We start from the raw sequence: 25,002 nt of genomic DNA, 5'->3' as shown, positions 1-25,002 counted from the left end.
TCATCCCTCCTTCTTTTGAATTTACTTTTTTGATTTTATTTTGCTTTTTTCACCCGGTGGCTGGAAATATCGCTGAACATGCCTGCATATTGGACAACATCTCCGGCGTCATTTTTAATTGCGCTAATGGTTAGCCATTGGAGATATTCTTCCCCATCTTTGCGGGAATTCCATATTTCGCCTTGCCAGAATCCATTGTTTTCAATAGACGTCCACAAGTCCTGATAAAAACCTTTAGACTGCTTTCCTGATTTAAGGATACTCGGATTTTTGCCGACTACTTCCTCTTGTCTATAACCGGTAATTTCTGTGAAAGCAGGATTTACAGAAATAATTTTTCCGTTCTTATCTGTCACCAGAATACCTTCGATTGTATGATCAATAACCTGGCTCGCAATTTCCATCCTTCCCTGGTAATACATCCAAACAACCAGAATCAGGCTGGCAAGCGCGACCTGAGACAATGCCATAAAACCAATTGCATAATGCCCTGTAATGTTAAATAGGAGAGTCAAAAGCAGCGGAGGGAAAAATCCGCCCAGACCGCCCATCGCAGACACAATTCCATTTACGATACCGGCCTGCTTTTGGAAGTACATTGGCACAAGCTTAAATATGACCCCGTTACCAATTCCTGCTGATAGAGCAATGCTTAAGCATCCGAATGTATACCATGTGATTGAAGGAGATAGTGATAGTATCACCGCAGAAATGGTGTACACGCCAAAAACAAACATCAGCAAAATTAAAGAGTGAAAACGGTCAGCCAGCCAGCCGCCTATTGGTCTCATGGCTGTTGCTAGAACAATGAAACCTGCTGTTCTTAATCCTGCATCAACTTTATCAAGTTCAAAGTGAGCTACAAGGAAGTTTGGCAAATAAATAGTGAACGCCACAAATGATCCAAAGGTAATAAAATAGAATAAGCTCAGTAGCCATAGTTTTTCATTTTTATAGACTCCTTTTATTTGCTCAAGAAGCGGAGTCTGTACCTTAACTTCTTTTTTATCTCCCAGTAAGAAGTTAGCCGCAATAAAAACCACTAGCAGGACAAGGTATATCTGTACAGTTAGGGACCATCCAAATTTTGTTGCAATAACTGGTGCTGCAAAGGCAGTAATGGCTGTTCCAAGATTCCCTGCCCCGTAGATGCCATTGACAAACCCATGACGTTCCTTTGGGTAATACTTAGGAAGAGATGTAACCCCAACAGAGAATACCGCTCCTCCAAGGCCGAGGAATAATCCCCCGATAAGCAAATCAGTAATCGAATCTGCTATGCTGATATAATAGACTGGAAATAATAGAAGAATAAAGCTCAGCATAAAGATTACTCTGGCGCCAAACTGATTAGCATAATACCCCAAAGGTATGCGGAGCAGCGATCCGAGGATGACCGGAACAGCTGTTACAAGAGCAAGCTTATCGGATGGAATATTGATATCTTCCTTTATAAACGGCATAAGGGAGGATATCAGCACCCAAACCATAAACCCGGCCACTAAATTTAACGTCTGCAATGGAAGCTGTATTTTTCTAATCACTTTGTTCACGCTCTCTTCTTAATTACATATTTTAATCCGGCTTCCTGATCCATTGCAGCCCACTGGGTCTCAGATGCTTCTACAGAGGAGGTCAGCGGGACCGCAAAAAAGTTCATTTTATCAAAATAAATCCGCAAGTGTGTTCCATCGGGACAAAGGCCTGTTTTTTCAATTATCTTAGGAACAAATGGTGCTTGGTCACTTCCATCTTCATCTAATATTGCCACCTGAACCTTCTCCATGACAAATCCGTCCAGATCCTCTTTTTCAATGAGTTCCACAGCTTCCGCACCCTCTTTTGGCAGGATAAACATACATCTGGTACCCCTGAAGATATTTCCAGAAGGATTCTCCTGCATTTTCTTCTATATATTCAATGGTTTCCTCTTCCGATTGCCATTTGCTCATGCCTTTTACCTCTGCTACTACAATGTCCATGCCATCATGTGACTTTTCATCCAAGTACCAGTTTAGACGGACTCCCTTAAAAAGTTCTGAAAGGAGCTGATCAACTTCCGGAGCAAAATCTCCGGATCTTTCTCTTACAAAACAAAAGTCAAGATATGTTTCACTGTTCATATGAATCACGCCCTCATGTTAATCGTCTTTTTATAAGCGAATACAGCCAGGGGAAAAAGAACAATATTCAGCCCGCCAAAAATCAGTACATTTTCATAGTTTTCGTAATAATATTGGTGGACCATATATTGAGTAAAGACAATATTCATCATTAATATCGCTGCTAAAATAATGACTCCAAGGTATCTACGCTTCATAACGCTTCACCCTCACCGCATAAACTGCGCCATTCTCCACCTTAACCTGTATTTCCGGAAGCGGCCTTCTTGGAGGTCCCGCAGTCGGCGCACCAGTTGCCACATCGAACTTGCCGTGGTGGCAAGGGCAAATCATTTCACCCTGCTCCTTCACCCAGAATACCGGGCAGCGCAGATGTGTACACGCGTTCTGATAGGCAACATATTTGTTCTCTGATAAGCGGATTAATATTGCATCGTCATGATCTCCAGGAAACTTGAACTCCACTGCATCGCCGATTGGCAGCTTGCTTACTTCGGTTATTTTCTTATGAGGATATTCCTTTTCGCCAAGCCCCATCAATTCTTTGGCAGCTACCGCCCCCCAGGGAAGGGAGGAAACCGCAAATACACCGGCCGCACCCACCAAGGTTTTCATGAATCCCCGTCTATCCAGTTTTCTTTCATTATTCCGTTCGATATTATGCGTATAATTATCCTCATTAAAGGGAATCTTGTTATTCCTTTCAGACATCCCTAATCCCTCCTAAAACAGCTTTGTAATCCCCTGAAGGATTCCCGGCAGATTTACCTTTACGTTTGTTTCACCTTCAAGATATGGCATGCTTGTTACCCATTTGCCGTTATCAAGATTAAATTGCTTCTTTTTGTTTTCAATTTCTTCATCAGTCAGCCACTGCAAAGTATTGGATGGACATACACTCGCACACATTGGAGGAATACCATCTTTAGTACGGTCAATACATAGATCGCATTTGTACATTATGTTCTGCTCTTGATCAAATTTCGGTATGCCATATGGGCAGGCAATTGTACAGTTCTGGCAGCCGATACACTTTTCGACAAGTGCAGATAACACAGCGCCTGTCTCATGAATCTGAATGGCCTGGGCAGGACAGCTTCGCGCACATGCCGGGTTTTCACAGTGAAGGCACATGAGAGGCATTGTCTGCCGGTTCACAAGAGGATTGACATCATACACATAGTTTCTGTTGCGCTCCTCGTGTCCCCCGCATTGTGTACATGCTGCCAGACAAGAACGGCATCCTATACAGTTTTCAAGTTCCAAATACAGCCTCTTTTTCATTTATTGCACCTTCTTTAATTCGACTTTTTCCAGCTGTGCAGCACATGCCTTGAATTCAGGCATCCGGGATATTGGATCTAATGCCGCAATTGTTAATAGATTAATAGATTCTTCATGTCCAAAATGGTATGGAACAAAGACAGTATCCTTACGGATGGCTTCGGTAATTTTGACTTTATAGATAGCCTCGCCTCTTCTTGTAAACAAGCGGACTCTTTCTTCATGCTCCATATTATAGGTTGCTGCTGTTTCCGGATGGATTTCCACATATGGTTCCGGACACATATCATGCAGGAATGGTATTCTTCTGGTCTGGTTGCCTGATAAATAATGATAAACTACCCGGCCAGTCGTTAAGCGAAGCGGATACTTTTCACATGGTTCTTCCGCTGGCGGACGGTACGGCAGGGCGCAAATCTTTGCTTTGCCATCCGGATGATAGAACTTTTTATCAAGGAACATATGTGGTGTTCCTTCATCTTTTTCGTCTTTACAAGGCCAGAAAACCCCGTCCTGCTTATCGATCTTATCCCATGTAGCACCATAATAATCAGCATAGCCGCCCTTAGTTGCAAGCCTGAACTCATCCGCAACATCTCTGGCTGTTTTCAGGTGAGAAAAATATTTTCCTCTGCCTAAGCGCTCAGCCAGCTCCACTTGAATCTGCCAGTCCGGCTTTGACTCACCTACAGGCTCCTGTGCTTTGTTGATTTTTATAATACGTCCTTCAATATTTGTTACTGTCCCTTCATCCTCTGACCATGTAACAGCTGGCAAGATCACATCTGCAAATTCAGCCGATTCAGAAAGATAGAAATCGGAGCAGACCATGAAATCCAAGGCTTTAAATGCTTTCCTCACAAAATTTTGATTTGGTGCTGATACAGCCGGATTCGAACATAGAAGGTATAAACCGCGAATCGTCTTTTGCTCCATCAGTTCAATCATTTCATAAGCAGATACACCAGGCTGCGGCATTTCTTCAGGGGTGATTCCCCAAACGCTGCATACTTCTTCAACATGTTTTGGATTTGTAATTTTCCGGTAGCCTGGAAGCAAATCTGACTTTTGCCCGTGCTCCCTTCCGCCCTGTCCATTTCCCTGTCCGGTGAAAGTGGCTACTCCGGCTTTTGGACGGCCGATCTTTCCAGTAACAAGCGCCATGTTGGTGTAGGCAGAAACATTATCAACACCTTTATGCTGCTGTTCCACACCTCTTGCAAACATAACAACTGCATTTGGAGCTTTTCCGTATATTTCGGCAGCGCGAATGATTTTTACCGGCGCCACCCCAGTCAGCATGCTTGTATATTCAGGTGTAAAATCCTTTACAAGTTCCTTTGTTTCTTCAAATCCGTTTGTATGTTTGTTAATGAATTCTTCATCTATATAGCCCATTTCAATCAATTGATTTACAATCCCGTTTGCAAGTGCAAGGTCTGTTCCGGGCTGCAAATCAAGATGCAGGTCCGCCCTTCTCGCAATTGGTGTTTCACGGGGATCCACCACAATGATATAACCGCCTCTTTCCTGAACGTTCCAAATACGGAACATGGAGGTTGGATGGCATTCAGCTGTATTGCTTCCGGCGATAAACAGGCAATCCGTTTCATGAATATCTGTCCAAGGCAATGTTGAGCCTCTATCTACTCCGAAAGAGCGAAGGAATCCGCCCGCTGCACTGGACATACAGAATCTGCCGTTATAGTCAATATAGCGCGTTCCCATAGCAACCCGGGCAAACTTGCCTGTCAGATAACATTTTTCATTTGTCATTGAAACTCCGCTGAAGACTGAGAGTGAATCTTTTCCGTATTCTGTCTGAAGCTCTTTGAATTTTTTTGCGATTAAATCATATGCCTCATCCCAGCTTGCTTCACGGAACCCTTCTGCCGTTCCCTTCAAAGAAGCATCATCCCTGATCAGCGGCTTCAGCAGGCGGTCTTTGTGGTTGGTCTGCTGGTAGGCGGTAACCCCTTTCGGACACATTTTGCCGACAGTAACAGGCCAGTCATAACGGGGCTCAACCCCGATGATTTTATTTGTTTGTGTATTAACCCTCAAGTTCATTCCGCACTGCATTCCGCAATAGCTGCAGTGTGTTTTTATCAACTTTTCATTCGGATGGTTTAAATTCTCAATTTCTTTAAAAAACTTATCCCTTTGCATTCTGGTTTGCCTCCTTAACCTTCACTTCATGAGTAGGGAATCCGGAAAATTGTGCAATCCGGTACTTTCTTCGGCAAGGGAGGCACATTTCTGCAAGATGATGCCCTTCCTTTGCTTTAAATTCTATAGTGTTCACGCCGAGTACATCGACGACATCTTTTGATTGTTCAACTGAAACGAACTGATCTCCGCAGACCTTGCATTCCTTCATGCCCTGTTCGGCATAATGTTCCCGGTAGTTTCTTGCCAGAACACTCATTGGCCGGAAAGGAATATGTGCAAGCTTTCCAAATGGCAGATAAATCAGTGTAATGATTACTGACCATTGATGGATCAGTGACATTGCCGGCTGTCCCGCCCCGTGTAAAAAGATATTCATAAAGGTTAAAGCCAGCCCTGTTATGCTAACTAGCAGCAGCATATATAAAGGCAAGAAATCATACAGGAATTTCTGCTCTGCTCTTGCCTGCATATTTTTCAGGCGGCGGTAAAGCGCCATGCAAACACCGGCAATTACCATTACTGCTGTAATATTCAGTGCGTTGTATGAGAGGTTGGCGATAATGCCTTCCGCCGGGACAGTCATTACCTTCATGCCCATTGCAATTATGTTGTACTGGCCGTTGTCATCCATCGTAAAATACATCCAGCCGAAAACAAGAGGGAATGTAACAAAGCAGGATAAGATACAGCCCCAGCCGATCAGAACGTGCTGAGTCCATCGGTAAATTCCCCTATTCCAGATAAAATTGTATGTTGCAAGATGCTCAACAGATGTCTTTGGTGTTGACTTTCTAAATAACAGTTTCAATCCTTTTTTCAAAATAAGCTTTGTTGGCGGCCTTTCGCCCCAGGCAATGAATCTATAGAAAAAGCCTCCAATGAACACTATTGTTCCGACCATATATCCGTACAGGTTTAAATCAACATGGGTAAACATTCTAGTGCCGATAAAAGAAAGAATAGCTAGTGCTGTTACAGATAAAAACATTGACTTGGCAAAATGTGATGCAAACGCATTGTTTAGTGTGTTCCCTGATTTTTGATTGACTGCAGCTTTTGCCTGCATAATAACTCCTCCTCATTCACAAACAATTACCTTAACCTTATTGTAAAAGCAGGATGGGATTTTCCATATCGGGGAACTTCCCCATTCGGAGGGGGAAATTCCCCTATCTTTATATGCTGATAAATTTTATCATCGGGGAGAGGCTGGCTTCAGGAAGACATGTTATAATTAGAAAAAAGGAGTTGTTTATATGACTAAATCAGCTGCAAAGAAGTTACGCGACAAAGCAGTGCGTGAGGGGAAAAGGAACCCTGAATGTAACAGAAGTCCCTTTGTATTTACAGACATGCGTTCGAGGAAAACAAAAACAAAAAAAGACTATTTATATAGAAGTAAACATAAGAACCTCACTTCTGAAGAAAGCAGAAGAGATGGTTCTTTTTATTTTGCAGATTTGACGACTTACTTTATTAAACCCTGCTTAGATTGCAGGCAAAATTCATATTAAAAAGCGGCCTGTCCATGAAGAACAGCCGCTTTTTTTGCTTTTTTATTCAGTAATGTCTTTTTGTAATATTCCCATCTCTTCAATATTCCTCCGTGTTTCGTCATCACCCAGATCATAAATCATCTTATACATGCGTTGGATTGACGCATCATAATTATGATTTTGCGCCTTTTCTTTATCCTCCACGAATGGTACATGTGCAAGCTCAAATGTTTTCATATCCGCGTCATAATTTTTTTCGATATAATTGGCCAGCTCCTTCATTTCCTGGTCATCAGCATAAATTTTAAACTGCCATTCAGCTGCTTCAACAGGTTCTGCGTAAACTTGCGCATTTTCAATATCTATATAATATGATTTTTTTGTTTGGTCCATAGTAATCATCTCCTCTGCTTTTATACGGTATTTACCACAAATAGACGAAGTTTAATCATTTAATATTCATTACATTTCCATGCTCCTGATGGGCATGATATAGCTGTGCATTATAAGGAAGGTGGCACAATCATGAACTTTCTCAGGAGGTATACTATGGGTATTTTAAGCGGAAATCCAAAGGACGAGCCTATGCATTATGGTGAAGTTTTTAGCACATGGTCTTACTTGCTCGCAGGAAAAGGAATGGCCTCGGCATACCAGACAATGGTAAGTCACTCTGGAGATGAGGACTTAAAGAAAATGCTTCAGGAAGCTATTCGCCTCTGCAAGCAGGAGGAAGAGGAGATCGAAGCGATGTTAAAGGAAAACGGGATTGGTCTTCCTCCCTCACCCCCCGACAGACCTGATGCTTGTGTAAACGATATTCCTGCAGGTGCCAGATTTATGGATCCTGAAGTAGCTGCAAAATTAGCAGGTGATTTGGCTGCAGGATTAGTTGGCTGCAGTACAATTATGGGTCAATGTATCCGTGAAGATATTGCAGGCATGTTTGGCCAATTTCATACTCAGAAAGCCGCTTTAGGCATAAAGGTTCTTCGCATGAACAAAGAAAAAGGTTGGCTGATTCCTCCGCCGCTCCATCTTCACAAATCAGATAATTGCTAAAGGTTTGCTTTAAAGTTCCTTTTATAAAAGAAAAGCCTTAGTCCGCAATGTGACTAAGGCTCATGGAACTTATTCAGAGTATTTACTTTCACTGGAATCAGGGGAGACCATGCCTCCTGCACCGCTGGAATTAATATCAGGTTCTGCTCCTTCAGGCTGGGATGGCAGGACCTTATTTTTCTTTTGATTTGGAAGACCGGAATTCTCCTTTAAATATTGATCATTTTCCATGATCGTTACCACTTTAAATCCTGTTCCCTCGAGCTGGCTCTTCAATTGATCGAATACTTTTGTCTGATTATTATTAATCATTCCCTGATCATCATACTGAAGCTCTACATTTATTGTTTTCATGTCTGCGACCTCCTTTTTAACCTATTTTCCCGAATGTCCTTTCATTAAACTACACAGAACCTTAGAGAAACTAGTTTATAACAGTAATAATAGGTTAATTAAGAAAACAACCAGGACATGGTAAGTCAGAATTAAGTGGGTTATTTTTCCATTCATATCATTTTCTATTCATTCATGAATATAATGATCATAGGCGATCAGACGAAAGGAGCAGAGGCATGTGGTTTTGGATTCTGGTAATCTTCATCCCTATTATTATCCTCGCTATTCTGGAAGAAACGATTCAATTCGTGGTTAATCGCAAGGTCTTTGGAAAAAGCGACAAACCGATTTTGTTTAAAGAAAAACTTAAACACTTTAAAAATAAATTCAGGTATAAAAAAAGCCATTCCCAATAAGGGAAGGCTTTTGGTCAAGCAGTCTAAGGCCTCAAAAATTATTCTGTTTCGGAACCTTCTTCGTCAGTCTGCTCCTGTTCTGCTCCGGACATCCTTTTCTTCTTCAACTCGAAATAGGCATCTAATACTTTTCTGCCAATTTCATAGTTGGCTGTATGTCCGCTTCTTCCCTGGTAAGCCCATGGGACAATGACAGACATGGCGATTTCTGGATTATTATGCGGTGCATAGGCAACAAGGCTCAAGTTCATTACATCTATTAATTTATCTCCCTTTTTTTTGAGGGGGCCGTCATAAAATGCTTCCGCTGTACCTGTTTTTCCTGCAGGGGAATATGGGGCATCTGCGAACCTTCTATATGCAGTCCCTTCTGGATGCTGCATCACCTGTCTTAATCCCTCTTTAACAGTGCTTAGCTCTCTTTCGCTTACATCTATCGTATTTAAGACAGTCGGCTGAATATCCTTCCAGATTGGGCCAAGTTCCTCCTGCTCCGTTGCCGGCTCGCGGATTTCTTTTACAAGGCGGGGCTGTATGCGGTAGCCTCCGTTTGCAATCGTTGATATATATTGGGCCATTTGCATTGGAGTATAGGTATCATACTGTCCGATGGCAAGGTCTAATAGGAATCCCGGCAATCTGAGAGGGCCCTCATAGCCTATTGCCTCATTTGGCAAATCAATGCCAGTTCTGACTCCAAGGCCAAATTGGCCGAAGGATTCTCTCATATCTTCAAACGCATTAGGATTTTTATATCCAAGCGGCTGATCATAAGCATAACGCGCATCCGCAATTTCAATGGCTGTTTTGAACATATATACGTTTGAGGAGATACGGAGTGCCCTTGTTTCGTTCATGATTGCCTGAAAGTTAAACCATGATTTTTTCACTTGCGGGGTTCCTGCAATTTTCATCGGTGCATCCAAAAAGGTCGCTCCGGGTGTAATTGCACCCGTTTTATATCCAGTTAGAACAGTTGCACCTTTTACAGAGGATCCCACATTGTAAGAAGATGAAATCGTACCAAGCGCATAATCCTGCAGAACGTTTTTGCCATTATCATCTTTGCCAATCATCTTTCCAGCCATTGTCAGAACTTCACCTGTATGCGGATTCATTAGGACGACAAACGCACGATCCATTAAATAAGTTCCCCGAGTCTGCTTGGCAGCCCAAATTTCCTCTTCCAAAACCTTTTCCACAGCCTTCTGAAGATCCATATCAATCGTCAGGACAAGATCTTTGCCTCTTTGGCCTTCAGAAACCAATTCACTTCCGAGAATTTCCCCTTTTTTCGTAATAAGCTTTTCCTTTGATTTCTGGCCATGCAAAACATCTTCATATTGCATTTCCAGATAGCTCTTTCCAACACGTTCATTTCTGCTGTAATCTCTGGACAGAAAATAATCCAACCGCTCCTGCGGCAGCCCTTCACCTGAATCCGTAACCTTCCCAAGCACTGTCTGGAGCGTACTGTCAAAAGCATAAGTCCGATCCCAGTCCGTGGTTGTATTGACACCCGGAAGATATTGAAGATTCTCGCTTACAGCCGCATATTCTTCTTGTGATACCCCTTCATTCTTAACAATTTGCGGTGTCATCGCATAGCCGCTCGTAAATTCACGGAAAATGGCCAGCACTTCCAGGTCCTGCTTGCTCAGCTGCTTCAGGTCTTCTTCTGTAATTCTTTTTAGCTGCAGCTTATAGATTTTCTTATCATCCAGTTTTTTTTCTTTAAAAAGCTTCCATTCCTTATCAGTTATTTTTTCCCGGGCAGCTTCCGGATTTTTCAGGATCCAATGATCCTTCTTATCCCGCTCGGTCACCTTATCGGTCTTTTTATCAATCAAAACAGCCAGCCGCTCTGCCACTTGAAGCATTTCGTCCTGTTTGGCATTCCGGTTGGTATATGTAATCGCACTCTTTGGGATATTATCCACGATAACCTGATGGTTCCGGTCAAGCATCCTTCCCCTTGGAACCGGGTTCGATACGATGACATCTTCCGTTCTGTCGACTTCTTTTTTGTATGTCTCGCCATTTACAATCTGAACTACACCAAGCCTTAAGATTAATAATGAAAATAACACAAAAACAGAGAAAAACAATAAATTGACCCTAAAAGGCACATGGCTTTTCTTTTTCTTTTTCTTCTTCTTCCCCATATTTGAATCTCCCCCTCTATGAACAATATGTCTGTAATATAGAGATTCTTCCAGATCTTACCCTGTTAAATAATTCCACATTTTTTGTAAAATTCCTGCCGGATAGAAAATTTTGCAATATAAAGGAATTTGCAGGGGTAAAGTTGAAATGTAATTCAGATTATCTTTTTAGGAGGAAACTAGTATGGAAAGAGCTCAAAAATATCTAACCTACTTTTTATCACATAGAAAGGTGACCAATGAGCTGATCAAGAAGATTGATGAAAATAATTTTGATTATAAACCAACTGAAACAAGCATGCCGGCGGGTAAGCTGGTTACCCATATGCTCACTTCCTTTTATATGTTTGCCAAAACTGCAAAAGATGGAAGCCCGGCAGTGTTTGGCGAAAAGTTCGATGAAGTGGCGCCAAACCTAACTGAGGCTGCTGAAAAATTCACAGAGAAAACAATTGAAGTGATTTCATCCTTAACGAGTGAGGAATTGGAAAGAAAAATTGATATGACCGGTATTTTTGGAATGGAACTTACCGGCAGCCAGCTGCTGCAGATTGCAATGGATCATGAAATTCATCATAAAGGGAATCTGTTTATTTATGTACGGGAAATGGGCTATACGGAGCTTCCGATGTTTGTGAGCAGAGGGTAATAAAAAAAGACGGACGCGTAGCGCGTCCGTTTTTATAGGCTATTAAGTGGAGAAATTAATTCAGCCAGTTCATTTTTGGGTGAATTTACTTTGGCTGATACCGGATATTTATCCATTTTTTCAGCCGGGTAAGGTTCAAGTAATGACTTCAGGTATTCAGTGTCTTGAAAACGGGGATTCAGCCAATCCTCAAAATCATTTTCCTTTAGGATAACCGGCATCCTGTCATGAACTTCCTCTGTTACTTCATTAGGGCCCGTTGTAATAATTGTACAGGTTAATAAAGGAGCTTTGCCTTTATTCCATACATCCCAAATTCCTGCAAAAGCGAAAGGCTTTTCATCTTTCATAATAAACCTGTAAGGCTGCTTTCCTTCTTCGGTTTTCTTCCATTCATAAAATCCATCTGCCAGGATTAAGCATCTTTTGCTTCTAAAGGGAGCTTTAAAGCTTGGCTTCGAGTCGATGCCTTCCGCTCTGGCATTTATCATTTTATATCCTATTTTTTCATCCTTCGCCCAGAAAGGGACAAGCCCCCATTTCATCTGCCTGCCAATCCGCTGCTTTCCGTCAGCAGTGACTGTTAAAATATTCTGGCTGGGAGCAATATTATATCTGGGCATAACCTCACCTTCTGCATATTCAAACCCAAACAGCAGCTGAAGTTTATGAATTGTTTCCGTTAAAGTAAATCTGCCGCACACTATAATCACCTCTTTAAGTCAATTTTATAATATATTGTTCATCTATTCCCGGTTATAGCGCATATTAAGACTGTCAGCTATTTTAAGGGAGGAATGAAATATGACAAAACAAGGCAGACAAAATCCAAATCAAACGAGAGCCCAAATCGAAAAACAGGATAAGCGAAACGACGTTGAACTCGGAAACGAGTTTCAGGCGGGAAACAATAAATCACAAAGCCAGAAAAAAAGCGGAAAGCAAATTAATAAGAAATAACTAACATGAAATCCCCCAGTATCAGGGGGATTTTTAAGTGCGTATTGTGTACAGCTGGCCATCTACTGCAAAAGAAATGCGGCCTGTTTCCTCTGATACGACTATGGCAGCCGCGTCTGAATTTTCCGTGATGCCAATTGCCGCTCTATGCCTTGTCCCAAGTTTCCTTCCTTCAATGGTTTTATTTGTAAGGGGGAGAATGCTTCCTGCAGAAACTATGATGTCTTCTCTTATTAATGTACCTCCATCATGCAGCGGGTTTCCCGGATAAAAGATTGTTTCAATCAATGTGCTGCTTACTTTTGCTCCTATCGGCGTCCCGTTATGTATATATTCTTCAACCGGCTGTCTTCTTTCTACAACAATCAGCCCACCATGCCTTTTTTCAGATAGATGCTGGGCAGCCAGTGATACACTTGAATACTCCTTCGTAAAAGGTGCTAAATATGACTGCAGATAATATGTCGAAGCAATGGTGTGGGCTTCTGCAACAGTTTTCTGCAAGGTTTCGAAATCAGATAAAATACAGCAGCTGAATTCCTCAAGAGTTTTGGAAAGCGAGTGAATTTGATCATCAATATTTCCAATATACCGATTTAAATCTTTTCGGTATTGTTCTTCTCCATAAATCACCGGACTTCCTCCAATCTTAATTCATAATAGTACCTTTTCCAGTAAAAAATTATTTATCCATTTTACGGAATAGGTTTAGAACCTCTATAAAGAGACTAAATATAAGTATTAAACACTGAGGTGAGAGACATGTTCGATATTTTAGGAAAACAATTTGAAAAGCCTGAAGGATTACTGGGAAAGCTTGCGGGGAAAATTATGTACTTTGAAAACCGCAAGATTAACAAATGGACTATTGTACAATTACAGATAAATCGCAGAGACTCCATTTTAGAGGTTGGCTTTGGCCCCGGCTACAGCATAAAACATATAATGGATCACTGGCGCCATGCAGAAACGGATGGAGTCGATGTATCAGAAGATATGAAAGCTGCTGCAGCCAAACTGAATGATGACTATATCCAGCAGGGAAAGGTCCGATTGTTCGTAAAAGATATCCACGATTACTTTCCCGATAAAAAGTATAATAAAATCTTTTCAGTCAACAATTATCCACTATGGACAAAACCAAGGGAGTCCCTTCAGCATCTGCATGGAATGCTTGAGAAAGACGGAGTAATTGCCATCACGGTACAGCCGAGAGAAGAAGGAGCAGATGAAACCATAACCAAAAATCTTGGGCAGGTAATCAAAGCTGATATGGAGGCTGCAGGATTCCATTCCATTTCCATATCATATAAAGAGGCCCGGCCCGTTTTAACCGTGTGTGTAACTGGAATTAAGTAATAGAAGAGAGCGGGGATGCCCCCGCTCTTCTTTGTTTCACCAGCCCCGGCTCGCTCCTCCGCCGCCTGATGAGCCGCCTCCGCCTCCCCGCGGACCGCCGCCTCCTCTTCCTCCGCCTCCCCCTCTTGAGAGAATGGAAAGTATGGCATATGAAAAGGCTCCGCCAAAGAATTTTATATCAAGAAACAGCAAACCGACAGCAATGATAATCAGCAGCCAGGACGGGATGCCAATGCGTTCATCCTTTGACCCGGCATCGGCATAATCACCGCTCTTCCCTAAGTTCACTTCTTCACCTGCAGCCTCCTGTATAAGCACTTTATAGGTTTCAATTACCGCTCTGCCCGGCTGGCCATCCTGGAGATATGGAATGGTAACCTGATCAAGAATCCGGCCAGCTTTTCCATCTGGAATCCGGCCTTCAAGCCCATATCCAACCTCAATGCGCACCTTCCGATCCTGCATGGCCACAACTAGTAAGACACCATTATTCTCAGCAGCACTGCCTATGCCATATGCCCGAAAAGCTTCATTTGCATATTCTTCAATCGGCCTGTCCCCAATTGTATCAACGGTTAGCACTGCCACCTGTGCAGTTGTACGATCCTCCAATTGTCTCCCCAGGTTAATCAGCTCAGATTTTTCCCGTTCATTTAGAACTCCTGCAAAATCCTGGACATAAATATCTCCAGCAGGCTGGGGTATGGATTCATCAGCATTGGCTGAGAATGCACCCATTATTAAATTTATTAAAAGAAGGGTCAAAAAGACCCTGCGGATGATCATTCTCCATTGCCTCCAAAGTCAACTTCAGGTGCTTCATTCGCCAGAGGATCCGCTCTGAAATATTCTTTCTCATCAAAGCCTGTAATCCCGGCTACAATTGCACCCGGAAACCTTTTTACTTTTTTGTTATATACAGAAACCTGGTCATTATAATCTTTTCGGGCAACCGAAATCCGGTTTTCCGTACCGGCAAGCTCGTCCATTAATTGGGTGAACTGCTTATCCGCTTTCAGGTTGGGATAGTTCTCAACTACTACAAGCAGCCGGCTCAGAGCGCCTGAGAGTTCTGCATTTGCTGCTGCTTCCTCTTCAGGCGAACGGGCTCCCGCCAATCTGGCACGTGCATCTGATACCGCCTGAATGGTCTCCTTCTCATGTGCAGCATACCCCTTTACCGTATTTACCAGATTAGGAATCAAATCCAGCCTTCGCTGCAGCTGGTTCTAAATTTGAGAATATGCCTGATCCACATTTTCCTCAGCACTGACAAATCCATTATAGCTGGACATCAGCATTATACCTGCTATGACTACTGCCGCAATCACGGCAATTATAACTCCCATACCTTTTTTCATTTTTAGCCACTCCTGTTTCTATGTTGTTTTTGTCACTTGCATGGTATTTTTCCTTTTTTGAGTGAAAGTTAAACCAGGAGATTCCTTTCCCTTATAACACAAGAAAAACCGGAACCCATCCGGGCTCCGGTCCAAATATGTTTATTTAATAAAGTTCTTTGCAATCAGTTCACTGAATTCCGGTTTATCCTTCAGGAATTTTAACGTATAGGATGAATCTGCAAATTCCTGGATTGTTTCTGCATCTACATCGTAAGTGAACCCAATTCTTTCCCAGGCGCGGTCTACTACTTCTTTTTCCAGCTCCTGGCCGGTCACTTCTTTAATGTCTTTGATTGTAATGGCTTTTGCTTCTTCAGGATTTTCTTCGATAAATTTCACAGCATCTTTATGTGCATCAACAATTTTCTGTACTTTTTCCGGGCTGTTCTTCACTGCGTCGCCCGTTGCAACTAATACGGATGCCGGAAGTGTTTCACCAAATGATACTTCATCCCATCCGATTACCACTTCTGCATTTGTTTCCTGTTCGATGACTGCTGCCCATGGTTCCGGAGCAACTGCAATATCGACTTTACCTGTTTTCAGCATGCTTGCATATTGTGCTGGGTTGCCTGTTAAATGCTTCATGGTACCGCCGATGCGTGCTGAGGTGATGCCGGCTTCTTCAAGATATGTTTCGTACTGGACATCATGTGTGCAGCCTACACCAGGCGTGATGAATGTTTTTCCCTGAAAATCTTCCAGTGAGTTGATTTTTACCCCTTCCCTGGCAAGGACAACGGTTCCCCCAGTTGAAGCACCTGCAATAATTTTTACATCTGCTCCAGTTGAGAAATTGTTCATAGCTGGCCCGGGTCCTACCAGACCAGCATCAATGTCGCCCGTTTTCAGAGCTGTCATGAAAGAACCGCCTTCAGCAAATGTCTTATATTCCACTTTCGTTCCATCGCCAAGCTGTTTTTCAAAAAATCCCTGATCTTTCGCAACCATTGCCGGCACATGATTGATATTAGGAAAATAACCGATGACAATCTTGTCTTCCTTACCGCTGCTTTTCTCTGATGATCCGCAGCCGGCAAGCAGCCCGGTAAACATAAACAATACAGCAACCCATAAAAACGCCTTTTTCATGAATATCCCTCCAGATTTAAGACTCTAATCCCCATTTTTTAATAACAGATTTTTCAATGCGCTGGAATATGAATTGGTCAACAATCATTCCGATTGCCCCAATAATAATCATGACACCGATTACGATGTCCATTCTTCCAAAGTCTGAAGCATATCGAAGTGTGTAGCCCAATCCAGGTCCTGTGCTTAAAAGCTCACCAGCCATCAGAGCGCGCCAGGCAAATGCCCAGGCAAGGCGGGAGCCGGTTACTACATAAGGAATGGATGCCGGAAAAATGACTCGTGTGAATAAATCAATTCCAGTCGCACCCATTGTCTGGGCTGCTTTGATATATAGGGGTGAAACATTTTTAATCCCTGTTCTCATATTCAGAGCCATAACAAATGTACCGCCGAGTATGGTCACAAAAATAACTGCCTTTTCATTTAAGCCGAACCACATGATCGCGATCGGCAGCCAGACGATGCTTGGTACACTTTGCAAAGCAAGAATGACAGCACCCAGTGTTTCATCAGCCGTTTTGGATTTCCCTAAAAGAATTCCAATCAGAGTCCCAATAATAAGGCTGATCGTTAAACCGACTGCAAGCCGCTTAAAGCTTGCGATTAAATCATAAATTAATGTTTTATCCTGAAACCCTTCAACCAGGGCATTGAATACACTGGATAGAGAAGGGAAAATCAGAGGATGCCAGAGCTCAAGCCGTGATCCAATTTCCCAGAAGGCAATGATGGCTGCAAAAAATATGATCCGTTTAATGGCTGTTTGCATATTGGAGCTCCTCACTGACAACTTTATCAATTTCCTTTTTCAGGTATTTCATAATGTGATCCTCAATTTCGAGCATTTCTTTTTTGTGGTCCTCACGGGGTCTGGGAATATCAACGATTATATCCTGTAATATAATTCCCGGCTTTGTCCCCATTACAATGATCCGGTCTGAAAGTTTAATAGATTCTGAGATGCTGTGAGTAACAAAAAGAATCGTTTTCTTCGTCTCAGTCCAAATGTTCTCCAGCTGTCCGTGCAATCGAGAACGAGTCTGTTCATCAAGAGCTCCGAATGGTTCATCCATTAGAAGTGTTTCAGGGTTCATAGCAAGTGCTCTTGCGATCGCCACCCTCTGCTGCATTCCTCCTGAAAGCTCATGAGGATAATGGGATATATATTTTCCCAGCTGAACCATTTGCAGATACTTTAGTGCCGTTTCCTCTGCATCCTTTTTCTTCATTTCTTTTTTCAGGGGAAACGTGACATTTTCCATGACTGTCAGCCACGGGAATAAAGCTGCCTGCTGGAAAACCATTCCCCTGTCTTTCCCGGGTTTTGTTATGGTTTTTCCATCGATTTGAATGTTGCCTGAAGTTGTTTTAGTTAATCCTGCAACAATTGATAGAAGTGTTGACTTTCCGCATCCTGAAGGTCCTAAAATCGAGACAAATTGCCCTTTTTCAACCGATAGATTAATATCTTTCAGGACGTCAACAGGCCGATTTTCTTTATCGCTATATTGTTTATTTACATCGTTTATCTCAATGAACATTCAAAATCACCTATTCCTATAAATCTCATTAATTTACTCGGATTACTTGTAATTATAATGTATTCACTTTGCATGTCAACCTTTACAGCATATATTTTTAAAAATGGGCATAATCAAATAAAAAGCCTCCTCCATATAGGAGGAAGCATTTGTTTCACAATTTAATTTCTTCTATTTTAGATAAAGCGATCAGCTCTTCCACTTTTGCTGACTCACCGCTTTGAAAAAGCTCTATGATCCTGCTCCCAACAATTACCCCGTCACAATGTTTATTCATTTCTACTACATGCTCAGGCTCGGAAATTCCGAAGCCTGCCAATACCGGGATCGGACTTACCTCTTTAACTCTTTCCAAATGCTTTCCGAGCTCACCTTTGAACCCTTTTCTTGCACCTGTGATTCCATTTACAGTAACCGCATATAAAAAGCCTTTCCCCTTGGCTGCAATCTCCTGTATTCTCTCTAATGGACTGGTAAGAGTCACAAGACGGATAATCTCGATTCCGGCTTTCTCAGCAATCGGCGCAATAATTTCCTCTTCCTCTGCAGGAAGATCAGGCAAGATTAGGCCGTCCACCCCTGATGCCGAGGCATCAGAAATAAAGTTGCCAATGCCATATGCCATGATCGGATTCATATATGTCATAAAAATAAGTGGAATATGAACAATTGGCCGGATTTCCGCAATTGCAGCTAATACGCCCCTAAGTGTTGTTCCGGCTTCTAATGCCCGAATGCCTGCCTGCTGGATTACCGGCCCATCTGCGACCGGATCCGAAAAGGGAATCCCGATCTCAATAGCTGTTGCTCCCGCTTTTTCGAGGAATGTAATTTTCTCTGCCAGTGTCTCCAAGCCTCCATCACCGGCCATAATATATGGCACAAACGCTTTTTCATTGTTTTGCTTTAGGTTCTGAAAAACTTTTTCAATCCGGTTCATTTTCCTTTCCCTCCTAATCTTGCTCTCACAGTTTCTACATCTTTGTCCCCTCTGCCGGATAGACAGATAACAAGACCTTCATCTTTATTCATTTGCGGTGCAAGCTTTAATGCATAGGCAATCGCATGGGAGCTTTCTAAAGCAGGAATAATGCCTTCCAGCTTGCATAATAGCTGTAATGCCTCTAGCGCCTCTTCATCTGTGATTGATTCATACTCGGCTCTTCCGCTGTCTTTCAAATAGCTGTGCTCGGGGCCTACTCCAGGGTAATCCAGGCCTGCTGAAATGGAATGGGCTTCCTGAATCTGTCCGTGTTCATCCTGCAGCAAATACATTAATGCTCCATGAAGAACTCCGGGCGTTCCTTTTGTTAAAGAGGCAGCATGTTTTTCAGTATCTGTTCCCAATCCTGCTGCTTCCACCCCAATCATGCGGACCGTTTCATCTTTAATGAAAGGATAGAACATGCCCATTGAATTGCTGCCGCCGCCAATGCAGGCTACAACTGCATCAGGGAGTTTCCCTTCTTTTTCAAGATACTGCTCCTTTGTTTCATTTCCGATCACACTTTGGAAATCCCGGACAATCATTGGAAAAGGATGCGGGCCCATGACTGAACCCAGAATGTAATGGGTATCCTCGACATTTGTCACCCAGTAGCGGAGGGCTTCGTTGACTGCATCTTTAAGTGTGGCACTTCCTGATTGCACACCTACAACCTTCGCTCCAAGCAGCTCCATTCTGAAGACGTTCAGCTGCTGTCTCCTGATATCCTCTTCACCCATAAAAATAATGCATTCAAGATTTAAAAGCGCACAGGCAGTTGCTGTTGCAACTCCATGCTGCCCTGCCCCCGTCTCAGCTACGATTTTTCTTTTGCCCATTCGCTGTGCCAATAGAGCCTGGCCAAGTGAGTTGTTGATTTTATGGGCTCCTGTATGGTTCAAATCTTCCCTTTTAAGATAGATCTTCGCACCACCGGCATATTTTGTGAGGTTTTCTGCAAAATACAAAGGAGTTTCTCTTCCGACATAGTCTTTCAGCAAACCTTGAAGTTCCCTTTTAAAACTTTGATCAGCTTGCGCTTTCTTATACTCCTCCTCCAATTCAAGAATGGCCTGCATAAGTGTCTCAGGCACGTACCTGCCTCCGTATGTCCCAAAATGACCCCGTTCATCAGGCAATGTATAAGCTGCATTCATTTTACTTCCTCCCTCTCCACTCGTTTAGCGTTATCTATGAATCTTTTTATTTTCTCGGGATCTTTCTTCCCTGCCGTTTCAACCCCGCTGCTTACATCAACCATATAAGGATTGGCGGCTTTAATCCCTTCCCCCACATTTTCAGGATTGAGCCCTCCTGCGAGGATGATTTTTTTATCATGCATTGAATTTTTGTTTAGAATCGACCAATCAAACGATACCCCGCTGCCCCCCCGATATTTTCCTTTTGGACTATCAAGAAGAACATATTCACATGCATATTCATCCAGTTTAGATAGATCATCTGGTGAGCCAATGCTCAAGGCTTTTATAACCGGTAAAGAGAATGAGCTGCAAAATTCCGGCGTTTCATCTCCATGAAGCTGTATGACATTGATCCCTGAAATACTGGCTATTTCCTCAATGTTTTCTTTCGTTTCATTCACAAATACTCCGACTTTTAAAACGTCCCCGGGAAGCTCTTTAATTATTTCGCCTGCTGCCTCGGGTGTAATTTTTCTTTTGCTTTCAGCAAACACAAATCCCAGGGCACCCGCACCGCTGTCTATCGCAAAAAGTGCCGTGCTTATATCACTAATTCCGCAAACCTTCACCTTCATTGTCTGACAGCCCCCTGCAAAGGAAGCTTCATGGCCTTCAAAAGCCCTTCCAGGTTCTCTGCTTTCATAAATGCTTCTCCGACAAGAATTGCGTTTGCTCCTGCTGCAATGACACGCCGCACATCGTCTTCCGACTTAATTCCGCTCTCGCTGATCAGAAATTTTCCCGCTTTCTTTATTAGCGGCGCCAGTTTTTCTGTTACACTCAGATCTACTGCAAAGGTTTTTAAATTCCGGTTGTTGACTCCGATCAGCTGTACCCCGGTTTTTAGCGCGATTTCCAGTTCTTCTTCATTATGAACCTCCATTAATACTTCAAGGCCTTCACCCTCAGCAAAATCAAAAAGCTCTTGAAGCCGTTCTGCATCCATGGCAGCAGCAATGAGTAAAATCAGGTTTGCCCCTGATGCTTTTGCCTTTAAGATTTGCACCTCGTCTACAATGAAGTCTTTGCAGAGAATAGGAAGGTCGACTGTCTCTCTGACAGCTGAAAGATCAGCGAAGCTGCCTTTAAAAAACCTAGTATCTGTTAAAACGGAAATCGCATCCGCACCATACTTTTTATAAAATAATGCCTGGTCTTTCGGATTTTGTCCGGTATTGATATCGCCCTTTGATGGTGAGGCTCTTTTGAATTCAGCAATCACAGCCAGTTCGCTGCCTGACGCAAGCCTTTTAATAAATGAGCGTTTGCTTCCGGTTTCTTGAGCATCTATAATCTCCTGTTTCAGCACAATGACTTCTTTTCTTTTTTCAGCCAGAATTTGATCTAAAATTGTTCCCACTTATATCACCTCTTTATGGATGCTTCTGCTTGCCTCAATTAACTGATGAAGCTTTTGTAAGGCAGCTCCTGAATCAATGCTTTCTTTTGCTGCATTTATCCCATCTTGAAATGTTGCCGCCTTGCCTCCTGTAAAGATTCCAATGCCGGCATTAAGAAGGACTGTATCTCTTCTCGCTCCCTTTTCTCCCTTCAGGACACTCATAAGAATTTCAGCATTTTCCCTGGAATCTCCCCCTCTGATCGCCTCATTGCTGCAGACGGATAGACCAACTTCCTCTGGATGGAGCACCTTTTTCGTTACCTTGCCGCCGGTAAGGATCGCCAGATGATTTTCCCCCTGCAGAGATGCCTCATCCATAAACCCTGCACCATTTAAAACAACTGCACGCTTTCTTCCCAAAGTTTTTAGGACCTCTGCAAACATTTCGATATAATCCCTCCGGTAAATCCCGAGAAGCTGATGATCAAGCTCAACCGGATTGGTTAATGGCCCTATCAAATTGAAAGTTGTCGGTATTCTCAAATCCTTGCGCACCTTCATGATTCTTTTAATGTTCGGATGGACATGAGGGGCGAAAAGAAAGGCAATCCCGATTTCCTCCAATATTTCCTCCGTGCGCTCAGGCGGGTGATTTAGATTAATTCCCAAATGCTCCAGAACATCGGCACTGCCTGTTTTGCTGGAAACACTTCGGTTGCCGTGCTTAGCAACAGGAATTCCGGCACCTGCAATCACAAAGGCCGAAGTGGAGCTGATATTAAAGCTGCTTGAACCATCTCCTCCTGTACCGCAATTATCCAAAACATTAGGAATCTTCTTACTAAATGAAAGAGATTTATCCCTCAACGCTTTTACGATGCCTGAAATTTCTTCAACTGTTTCCCCTTTTGTTTTAAGGCTCACCATAAATGCCGCAATCTCACTGTCCGTAACATCCTGGGCAAATAAATTGTCCATTGCTTCCTTCATTTCTGCCTCTGTCAATGACTCCCGTTCAGATAACCTCTGCAGTATTGTTTTCACTCTTTTCTTCCCTCCTGATTGTTTGTAGAAAGTTTTCCAAAATCCTTTTTCCAAGGTCTGTTCCTACTGACTCCGGATGGAACTGCAAGCCGTATAAAGGATAGACTTCATGTTTGATTGCCATTATTTCATTGTCATCCATTGACCGGGCCAAAACCTTAAAGCTGCCAGGCAGCGTTCCTGACTGAATTATTAAGGAATGATAACGCATGATGCTTATTGGCTGCGGCATGTATTGAAACAGCTGTGAGCCGTTGTGCTTCAGGTTAGACACCTTGCCATGCATAATTTTCTTCGCTTTTTCAATCTTTGCCCCAAAGGCATAGCCGATTGCCTGATGGCCAAGGCAAATGCCCAGGATAGGGAGCTTCCTGTAAAATTGCTGAATAACTTCAACAATGACTCCCGCTTGTTCCGGCCGTCCCGGTCCAGGGGAAAGAACAATGGCATCGGGATTCAATTTTTCGATTTCTTCGACTGTTATCTGATCATTCCTTACAACTTTAATTTCCTGTCCCAGCTCACCAAGATATTGATAAAGGTTAAATGTGAATGAATCATAATTATCAATCAGCAGAATCATTTTTTGTCCTCCAAAAATGCTTTTAATTTATGAAGTGTTTCTTCGTACTCTTTTTCAGGGATGGAGTCATGCACGATGCCTGCCCCAGCTTGTATATAGGCGTATCCATCTTTAATCACCATTGTTCTGATTGCCAGTGCGAAATCCATATTGCCATTCCCGGAAAAATAGCCCACTGCTCCTGAGTAAATTCCTCTTTTCACGGTTTCAAGTTCATTGATGATTTCCATTGCTCTAATTTTGGGAGCACCTGAAACCGTTCCGGCAGGCAGACACGCTATTAAGGCATCAATCGATGTATGTGGATTTTTCAGCCTGCCTCCAACTTCGGATACAAGGTGCATGACGTGCTTATATCTCTCAATTATCATGTTTTTTTCTATAGTGACCGATCCGAATTCGCAGACACGGCCAAGATCATTTCTGCCCAGATCGAGCAGCATCCTGTGTTCGGCAAGCTCCTTTTCATCTTCTATCAGGTCCCTTTCAAGCTGTAAGTCTTCCTCTTCTGTCTTGCCTCTTGGCCTTGTTCCAGCAATTGGGTTTGTGATTACTTTGTTTCCTGCTGCTTTTATAAGGCTTTCAGGCGATGCCCCTGCAACTGCATATTCATCAAAATCAAGATAGTACATATATGGGGAAGGATTTTGCACTCGTAACTTCCGGTAAAATGCGAAAGGATCTCCAGTCAATTCTGCCTTTAGCCTCTGAGAAAGCACCACCTGAAAAATATCACCCTCTTCTATATAAGATTTGGCTTTATTTACCTTTTCAACGAAGTCTTCTTTAGATATGGAAGCTTTGAAAGCTGATAGTGTGGCTTCTTCTGATTCAGGTCCCGCTGTCCCCTTTTGGATTTCGGCCTTTCTTTTCTTTATTTTTTCACGCAGCTGAGATTCATCTGTTTCTTCCAGTAAAGGCATGGCTACGAGATATACCTTTTGCTCCAGATGATCGAAAACTGCCACTTCCTCAAAAAACATAAGGTGGACATCCGGTACATTCAGCTCATCATAAGGAATCGTCCCGATATCTTCGTATTGTCTGATGACATCATAGCCTGCATAGCCAACAGCTCCTCCACAAAATGGGAACTGTTCAAAGGGGTGATGTTTCTGCTCCGGCATCAGCCTTCTTACCGCATCAAGCGGCTTTTCAGCAAAAACTTCTGTTTTTCCCCTGGCAGTAACAGCTGTCCGGTTTCCTTCTCCTTTTAATTCCATCACGGGATCTGCACCAATAAAGGAATACCTTCCCGATTTTTCATGCTTTAGCGAGCTTTCTAACAGAAATTTTTTTCTGCCGCTCATTCTCTGAAAGATTGAAATTGGCGTTAATGTGTCACCCTCCAGCTCTTCGATTATATAAGTCCCATCTAATGTTGGTTTCAATATATCTCTCCTCCAGTTCTTTAAGGAAAATAAAAAAAGTCCCCTATACCCACAGCAGCTGCAGGTATAGAGGACGTGTCTTGTGAACGTGGTGCCACCTCTTTTTAGAGCAAAAAAAGCTGCTCCCTTTTTCGGGTACGGAAATAAGTCGATACCCTATCCTTTTAACGGCGGAAACCCGTGCTTCCCTACTATCGTTCAGGAAGCCTCTCGCAAGTCCATTCGAATGACGTTCCGTACCGGGCTCTCACCTTTCCCCAGCTCTCTTAGACGGATCTCCATCAATCTACTCCTCTTGCTTAGCGATTTAAAGTATTAAAGTTATATAAAAATAAAAAGGGCTCCCCGTCTAAAAAGGACGAGAAACCCGTGGTGCCACCTTTGTTAGCTGATC

The 25,002-nt window shown here is 42.8% G+C and carries 30 protein-coding genes, 1 pseudogene and 2 other annotated features (1 of these 33 cut by a window edge); of the genes and pseudogenes, 6 read left to right on the top strand and 25 right to left on the bottom strand.

Going from position 1 to position 25,002, the window contains the following annotated elements:
- Window positions 1-35: 35 nt before the first annotated feature.
- From BK139_RS12415 to BK139_RS12380, 8 genes are read right to left on the bottom strand one after another with little or no spacing between them, the layout of a single operon-like run.
- Window positions 36-1,544 (bottom strand): nitrate/nitrite transporter, encoded by a 1,509-nt coding sequence (locus BK139_RS12415; protein ID WP_076259323.1) that lies wholly within the window; start codon window positions 1,542-1,544, stop codon window positions 36-38.
- Window positions 1,545-1,549: 5 nt separating this feature from the next.
- Window positions 1,550-1,825 (bottom strand): hypothetical protein, encoded by a 276-nt coding sequence (locus tag BK139_RS12410; protein ID WP_076259120.1) that lies wholly within the window; start codon window positions 1,823-1,825, stop codon window positions 1,550-1,552.
- Window positions 1,812-2,123 carry a hypothetical protein gene (locus tag BK139_RS12405; protein ID WP_076259117.1) on the bottom strand — a complete coding sequence of 104 codons (312 nt, stop codon included), beginning with the start codon at window positions 2,121-2,123 and terminating at the stop codon, window positions 1,812-1,814. Before BK139_RS12405 ends, BK139_RS12410 begins: the two co-directional genes overlap by 14 nt.
- 5 nt (window positions 2,124-2,128) lie before the next feature.
- On the bottom strand, window positions 2,129-2,320 hold the full coding sequence (locus BK139_RS12400) for a hypothetical protein (RefSeq protein ID WP_076259115.1): 192 nt from the start codon (window positions 2,318-2,320) through the stop codon (window positions 2,129-2,131).
- Complete coding sequence (locus BK139_RS12395; protein ID WP_076259112.1) at window positions 2,310-2,834, bottom strand: Rieske (2Fe-2S) protein; 525 nt, start codon at window positions 2,832-2,834, stop codon at window positions 2,310-2,312. The genes BK139_RS12400 and BK139_RS12395 overlap by 11 nt, the downstream gene beginning before the upstream one ends.
- 12 nt (window positions 2,835-2,846) lie before the next feature.
- A complete protein-coding gene (locus BK139_RS12390; RefSeq protein WP_076259109.1) occupies window positions 2,847-3,407 on the bottom strand; it encodes a 4Fe-4S dicluster domain-containing protein in 561 nt (186 codons plus the stop codon).
- Entirely contained in the window at window positions 3,408-5,576 is a 2,169-nt protein-coding gene (locus BK139_RS12385; protein ID WP_076259106.1) for a molybdopterin oxidoreductase family protein, read from the bottom strand.
- Window positions 5,563-6,645 (bottom strand): hypothetical protein, encoded by a 1,083-nt coding sequence (locus BK139_RS12380; protein ID WP_076259103.1) that lies wholly within the window; start codon window positions 6,643-6,645, stop codon window positions 5,563-5,565. The genes BK139_RS12385 and BK139_RS12380 overlap by 14 nt, the downstream gene beginning before the upstream one ends.
- Before the next feature lie 190 nt (window positions 6,646-6,835).
- On the opposite strand from BK139_RS12380, the gene BK139_RS12375 reads away from it, so the two are divergent.
- Complete coding sequence (locus BK139_RS12375; RefSeq protein ID WP_076259100.1) at window positions 6,836-7,093, top strand: hypothetical protein; 258 nt, start codon at window positions 6,836-6,838, stop codon at window positions 7,091-7,093.
- A gap of 42 nt (window positions 7,094-7,135) precedes the next feature.
- Here the strand turns inward: BK139_RS12375 and BK139_RS12370 are convergent, their stop codons facing one another.
- The gene (locus BK139_RS12370; RefSeq protein WP_076259098.1) at window positions 7,136-7,468 is read right to left on the bottom strand and encodes a hydrolase; all 333 of its coding nucleotides are present in this window, start codon (window positions 7,466-7,468) and stop codon (window positions 7,136-7,138) included.
- Between the two features lie 156 nt (window positions 7,469-7,624).
- Here BK139_RS12370 and BK139_RS12365 point away from each other — a divergent pair, with 156 nt between their 5' ends.
- Complete coding sequence (locus BK139_RS12365; RefSeq protein ID WP_076259096.1) at window positions 7,625-8,137, top strand: DUF3231 family protein; 513 nt, start codon at window positions 7,625-7,627, stop codon at window positions 8,135-8,137.
- A 69-nt stretch (window positions 8,138-8,206) separates the two neighbouring features.
- Here the strand turns inward: BK139_RS12365 and BK139_RS12360 are convergent, their stop codons facing one another.
- Entirely contained in the window at window positions 8,207-8,491 is a 285-nt protein-coding gene (locus BK139_RS12360) for a hypothetical protein (protein ID WP_076259094.1), read from the bottom strand.
- A 218-nt stretch (window positions 8,492-8,709) separates the two neighbouring features.
- On the opposite strand from BK139_RS12360, the gene BK139_RS12355 reads away from it, so the two are divergent.
- Window positions 8,710-8,889, top strand: coding sequence for a hypothetical protein (locus tag BK139_RS12355; RefSeq protein WP_076259092.1), 180 nt, complete (start codon window positions 8,710-8,712; stop codon window positions 8,887-8,889).
- 38 nt (window positions 8,890-8,927) lie between these two features.
- Here BK139_RS12355 and BK139_RS12350 read toward each other — a convergent pair whose 3' ends face one another.
- On the bottom strand, window positions 8,928-11,054 hold the full coding sequence (locus BK139_RS12350) for a peptidoglycan D,D-transpeptidase FtsI family protein (RefSeq protein ID WP_076259090.1): 2,127 nt from the start codon (window positions 11,052-11,054) through the stop codon (window positions 8,928-8,930).
- A gap of 184 nt (window positions 11,055-11,238) precedes the next feature.
- Between BK139_RS12350 and BK139_RS12345 the strand changes: the two genes are divergently transcribed.
- Complete coding sequence (locus tag BK139_RS12345) at window positions 11,239-11,703, top strand: DinB family protein (protein WP_076259088.1); 465 nt, start codon at window positions 11,239-11,241, stop codon at window positions 11,701-11,703.
- A gap of 32 nt (window positions 11,704-11,735) precedes the next feature.
- On the opposite strand, the gene BK139_RS12340 is transcribed toward BK139_RS12345, so the two are convergent.
- A complete protein-coding gene (locus tag BK139_RS12340; protein WP_076259085.1) occupies window positions 11,736-12,407 on the bottom strand; it encodes an SOS response-associated peptidase in 672 nt (223 codons plus the stop codon).
- A gap of 100 nt (window positions 12,408-12,507) precedes the next feature.
- Between BK139_RS12340 and BK139_RS23970 the strand changes: the two genes are divergently transcribed.
- Window positions 12,508-12,663, top strand: coding sequence for a hypothetical protein (locus BK139_RS23970; RefSeq protein WP_175609108.1), 156 nt, complete (start codon window positions 12,508-12,510; stop codon window positions 12,661-12,663).
- A gap of 33 nt (window positions 12,664-12,696) precedes the next feature.
- Here the strand turns inward: BK139_RS23970 and cdaS are convergent, their stop codons facing one another.
- Window positions 12,697-13,296 carry a sporulation-specific diadenylate cyclase CdaS gene (cdaS, locus tag BK139_RS12335; RefSeq protein WP_076259083.1) on the bottom strand — a complete coding sequence of 200 codons (600 nt, stop codon included), beginning with the start codon at window positions 13,294-13,296 and terminating at the stop codon, window positions 12,697-12,699.
- A 129-nt stretch (window positions 13,297-13,425) separates the two neighbouring features.
- Here cdaS and BK139_RS12330 point away from each other — a divergent pair, with 129 nt between their 5' ends.
- The gene (locus BK139_RS12330; protein WP_076259081.1) at window positions 13,426-14,022 is read left to right on the top strand and encodes a class I SAM-dependent methyltransferase; all 597 of its coding nucleotides are present in this window, start codon (window positions 13,426-13,428) and stop codon (window positions 14,020-14,022) included.
- A gap of 36 nt (window positions 14,023-14,058) precedes the next feature.
- Here BK139_RS12330 and BK139_RS12325 read toward each other — a convergent pair whose 3' ends face one another.
- The 12 genes and pseudogenes from BK139_RS12325 to trpE all read right to left on the bottom strand — a co-directional run bounded on the left by BK139_RS12325 (window position 14,059) and on the right by trpE (window position 24,608).
- The gene (locus BK139_RS12325; RefSeq protein ID WP_076259079.1) at window positions 14,059-14,808 is read right to left on the bottom strand and encodes a TPM domain-containing protein; all 750 of its coding nucleotides are present in this window, start codon (window positions 14,806-14,808) and stop codon (window positions 14,059-14,061) included.
- Window positions 14,805-15,383, bottom strand: a pseudogene (locus BK139_RS12320) (LemA family protein). Before BK139_RS12320 ends, BK139_RS12325 begins: the two are co-directional and overlap by 4 nt.
- Window positions 15,384-15,524: 141 nt before the next feature.
- Window positions 15,525-16,517 (bottom strand): aliphatic sulfonate ABC transporter substrate-binding protein, encoded by a 993-nt coding sequence (locus tag BK139_RS12315; RefSeq protein ID WP_076259077.1) that lies wholly within the window; start codon window positions 16,515-16,517, stop codon window positions 15,525-15,527.
- Between the two features lie 16 nt (window positions 16,518-16,533).
- On the bottom strand, window positions 16,534-17,289 hold the full coding sequence (locus BK139_RS12310; protein ID WP_076259075.1) for an ABC transporter permease: 756 nt from the start codon (window positions 17,287-17,289) through the stop codon (window positions 16,534-16,536).
- Entirely contained in the window at window positions 17,273-18,061 is a 789-nt protein-coding gene (locus tag BK139_RS12305) for an ABC transporter ATP-binding protein (RefSeq protein ID WP_076259073.1), read from the bottom strand. Before BK139_RS12305 ends, BK139_RS12310 begins: the two co-directional genes overlap by 17 nt.
- Window positions 18,062-18,215: 154 nt before the next feature.
- Window positions 18,216-19,001 (bottom strand): tryptophan synthase subunit alpha, encoded by a 786-nt coding sequence (trpA, locus tag BK139_RS12300; RefSeq protein WP_076259071.1) that lies wholly within the window; start codon window positions 18,999-19,001, stop codon window positions 18,216-18,218.
- Window positions 18,998-20,203 carry a tryptophan synthase subunit beta gene (gene trpB / locus BK139_RS12295; protein WP_076259069.1) on the bottom strand — a complete coding sequence of 402 codons (1,206 nt, stop codon included), beginning with the start codon at window positions 20,201-20,203 and terminating at the stop codon, window positions 18,998-19,000. The genes trpA and trpB overlap by 4 nt, the downstream gene beginning before the upstream one ends.
- Window positions 20,200-20,823, bottom strand: coding sequence for a phosphoribosylanthranilate isomerase (locus BK139_RS12290; protein WP_076259067.1), 624 nt, complete (start codon window positions 20,821-20,823; stop codon window positions 20,200-20,202). The genes trpB and BK139_RS12290 overlap by 4 nt, the downstream gene beginning before the upstream one ends.
- Window positions 20,820-21,608, bottom strand: coding sequence for an indole-3-glycerol phosphate synthase TrpC (trpC, locus tag BK139_RS12285; RefSeq protein WP_076259064.1), 789 nt, complete (start codon window positions 21,606-21,608; stop codon window positions 20,820-20,822). Before trpC ends, BK139_RS12290 begins: the two co-directional genes overlap by 4 nt.
- On the bottom strand, window positions 21,609-22,634 hold the full coding sequence (gene trpD / locus BK139_RS12280) for an anthranilate phosphoribosyltransferase (protein WP_076259061.1): 1,026 nt from the start codon (window positions 22,632-22,634) through the stop codon (window positions 21,609-21,611).
- Window positions 22,606-23,217 (bottom strand): anthranilate synthase component II, encoded by a 612-nt coding sequence (locus BK139_RS12275; RefSeq protein WP_076259059.1) that lies wholly within the window; start codon window positions 23,215-23,217, stop codon window positions 22,606-22,608. The genes trpD and BK139_RS12275 overlap by 29 nt, the downstream gene beginning before the upstream one ends.
- Window positions 23,214-24,608 (bottom strand): anthranilate synthase component I, encoded by a 1,395-nt coding sequence (gene trpE / locus BK139_RS12270; protein ID WP_076259057.1) that lies wholly within the window; start codon window positions 24,606-24,608, stop codon window positions 23,214-23,216. Before trpE ends, BK139_RS12275 begins: the two co-directional genes overlap by 4 nt.
- Before the next feature lie 66 nt (window positions 24,609-24,674).
- Window positions 24,675-24,920: a binding site (T-box leader), on the bottom strand.
- Window positions 24,921-24,959: 39 nt separating this feature from the next.
- Window positions 24,960-25,002, bottom strand: a binding site (T-box leader); it runs 209 nt beyond the window's last position.

The sequence above is a fragment of the Paenibacillus sp. FSL R5-0490 genome (genome assembly GCF_001956215.1).
In the GTDB taxonomy this organism is placed as follows: Bacteria; Bacillota; Bacilli; order Bacillales; family Cytobacillaceae; genus Cytobacillus.
This window is presented reverse-complemented; position numbering and strand designations above follow the sequence as displayed.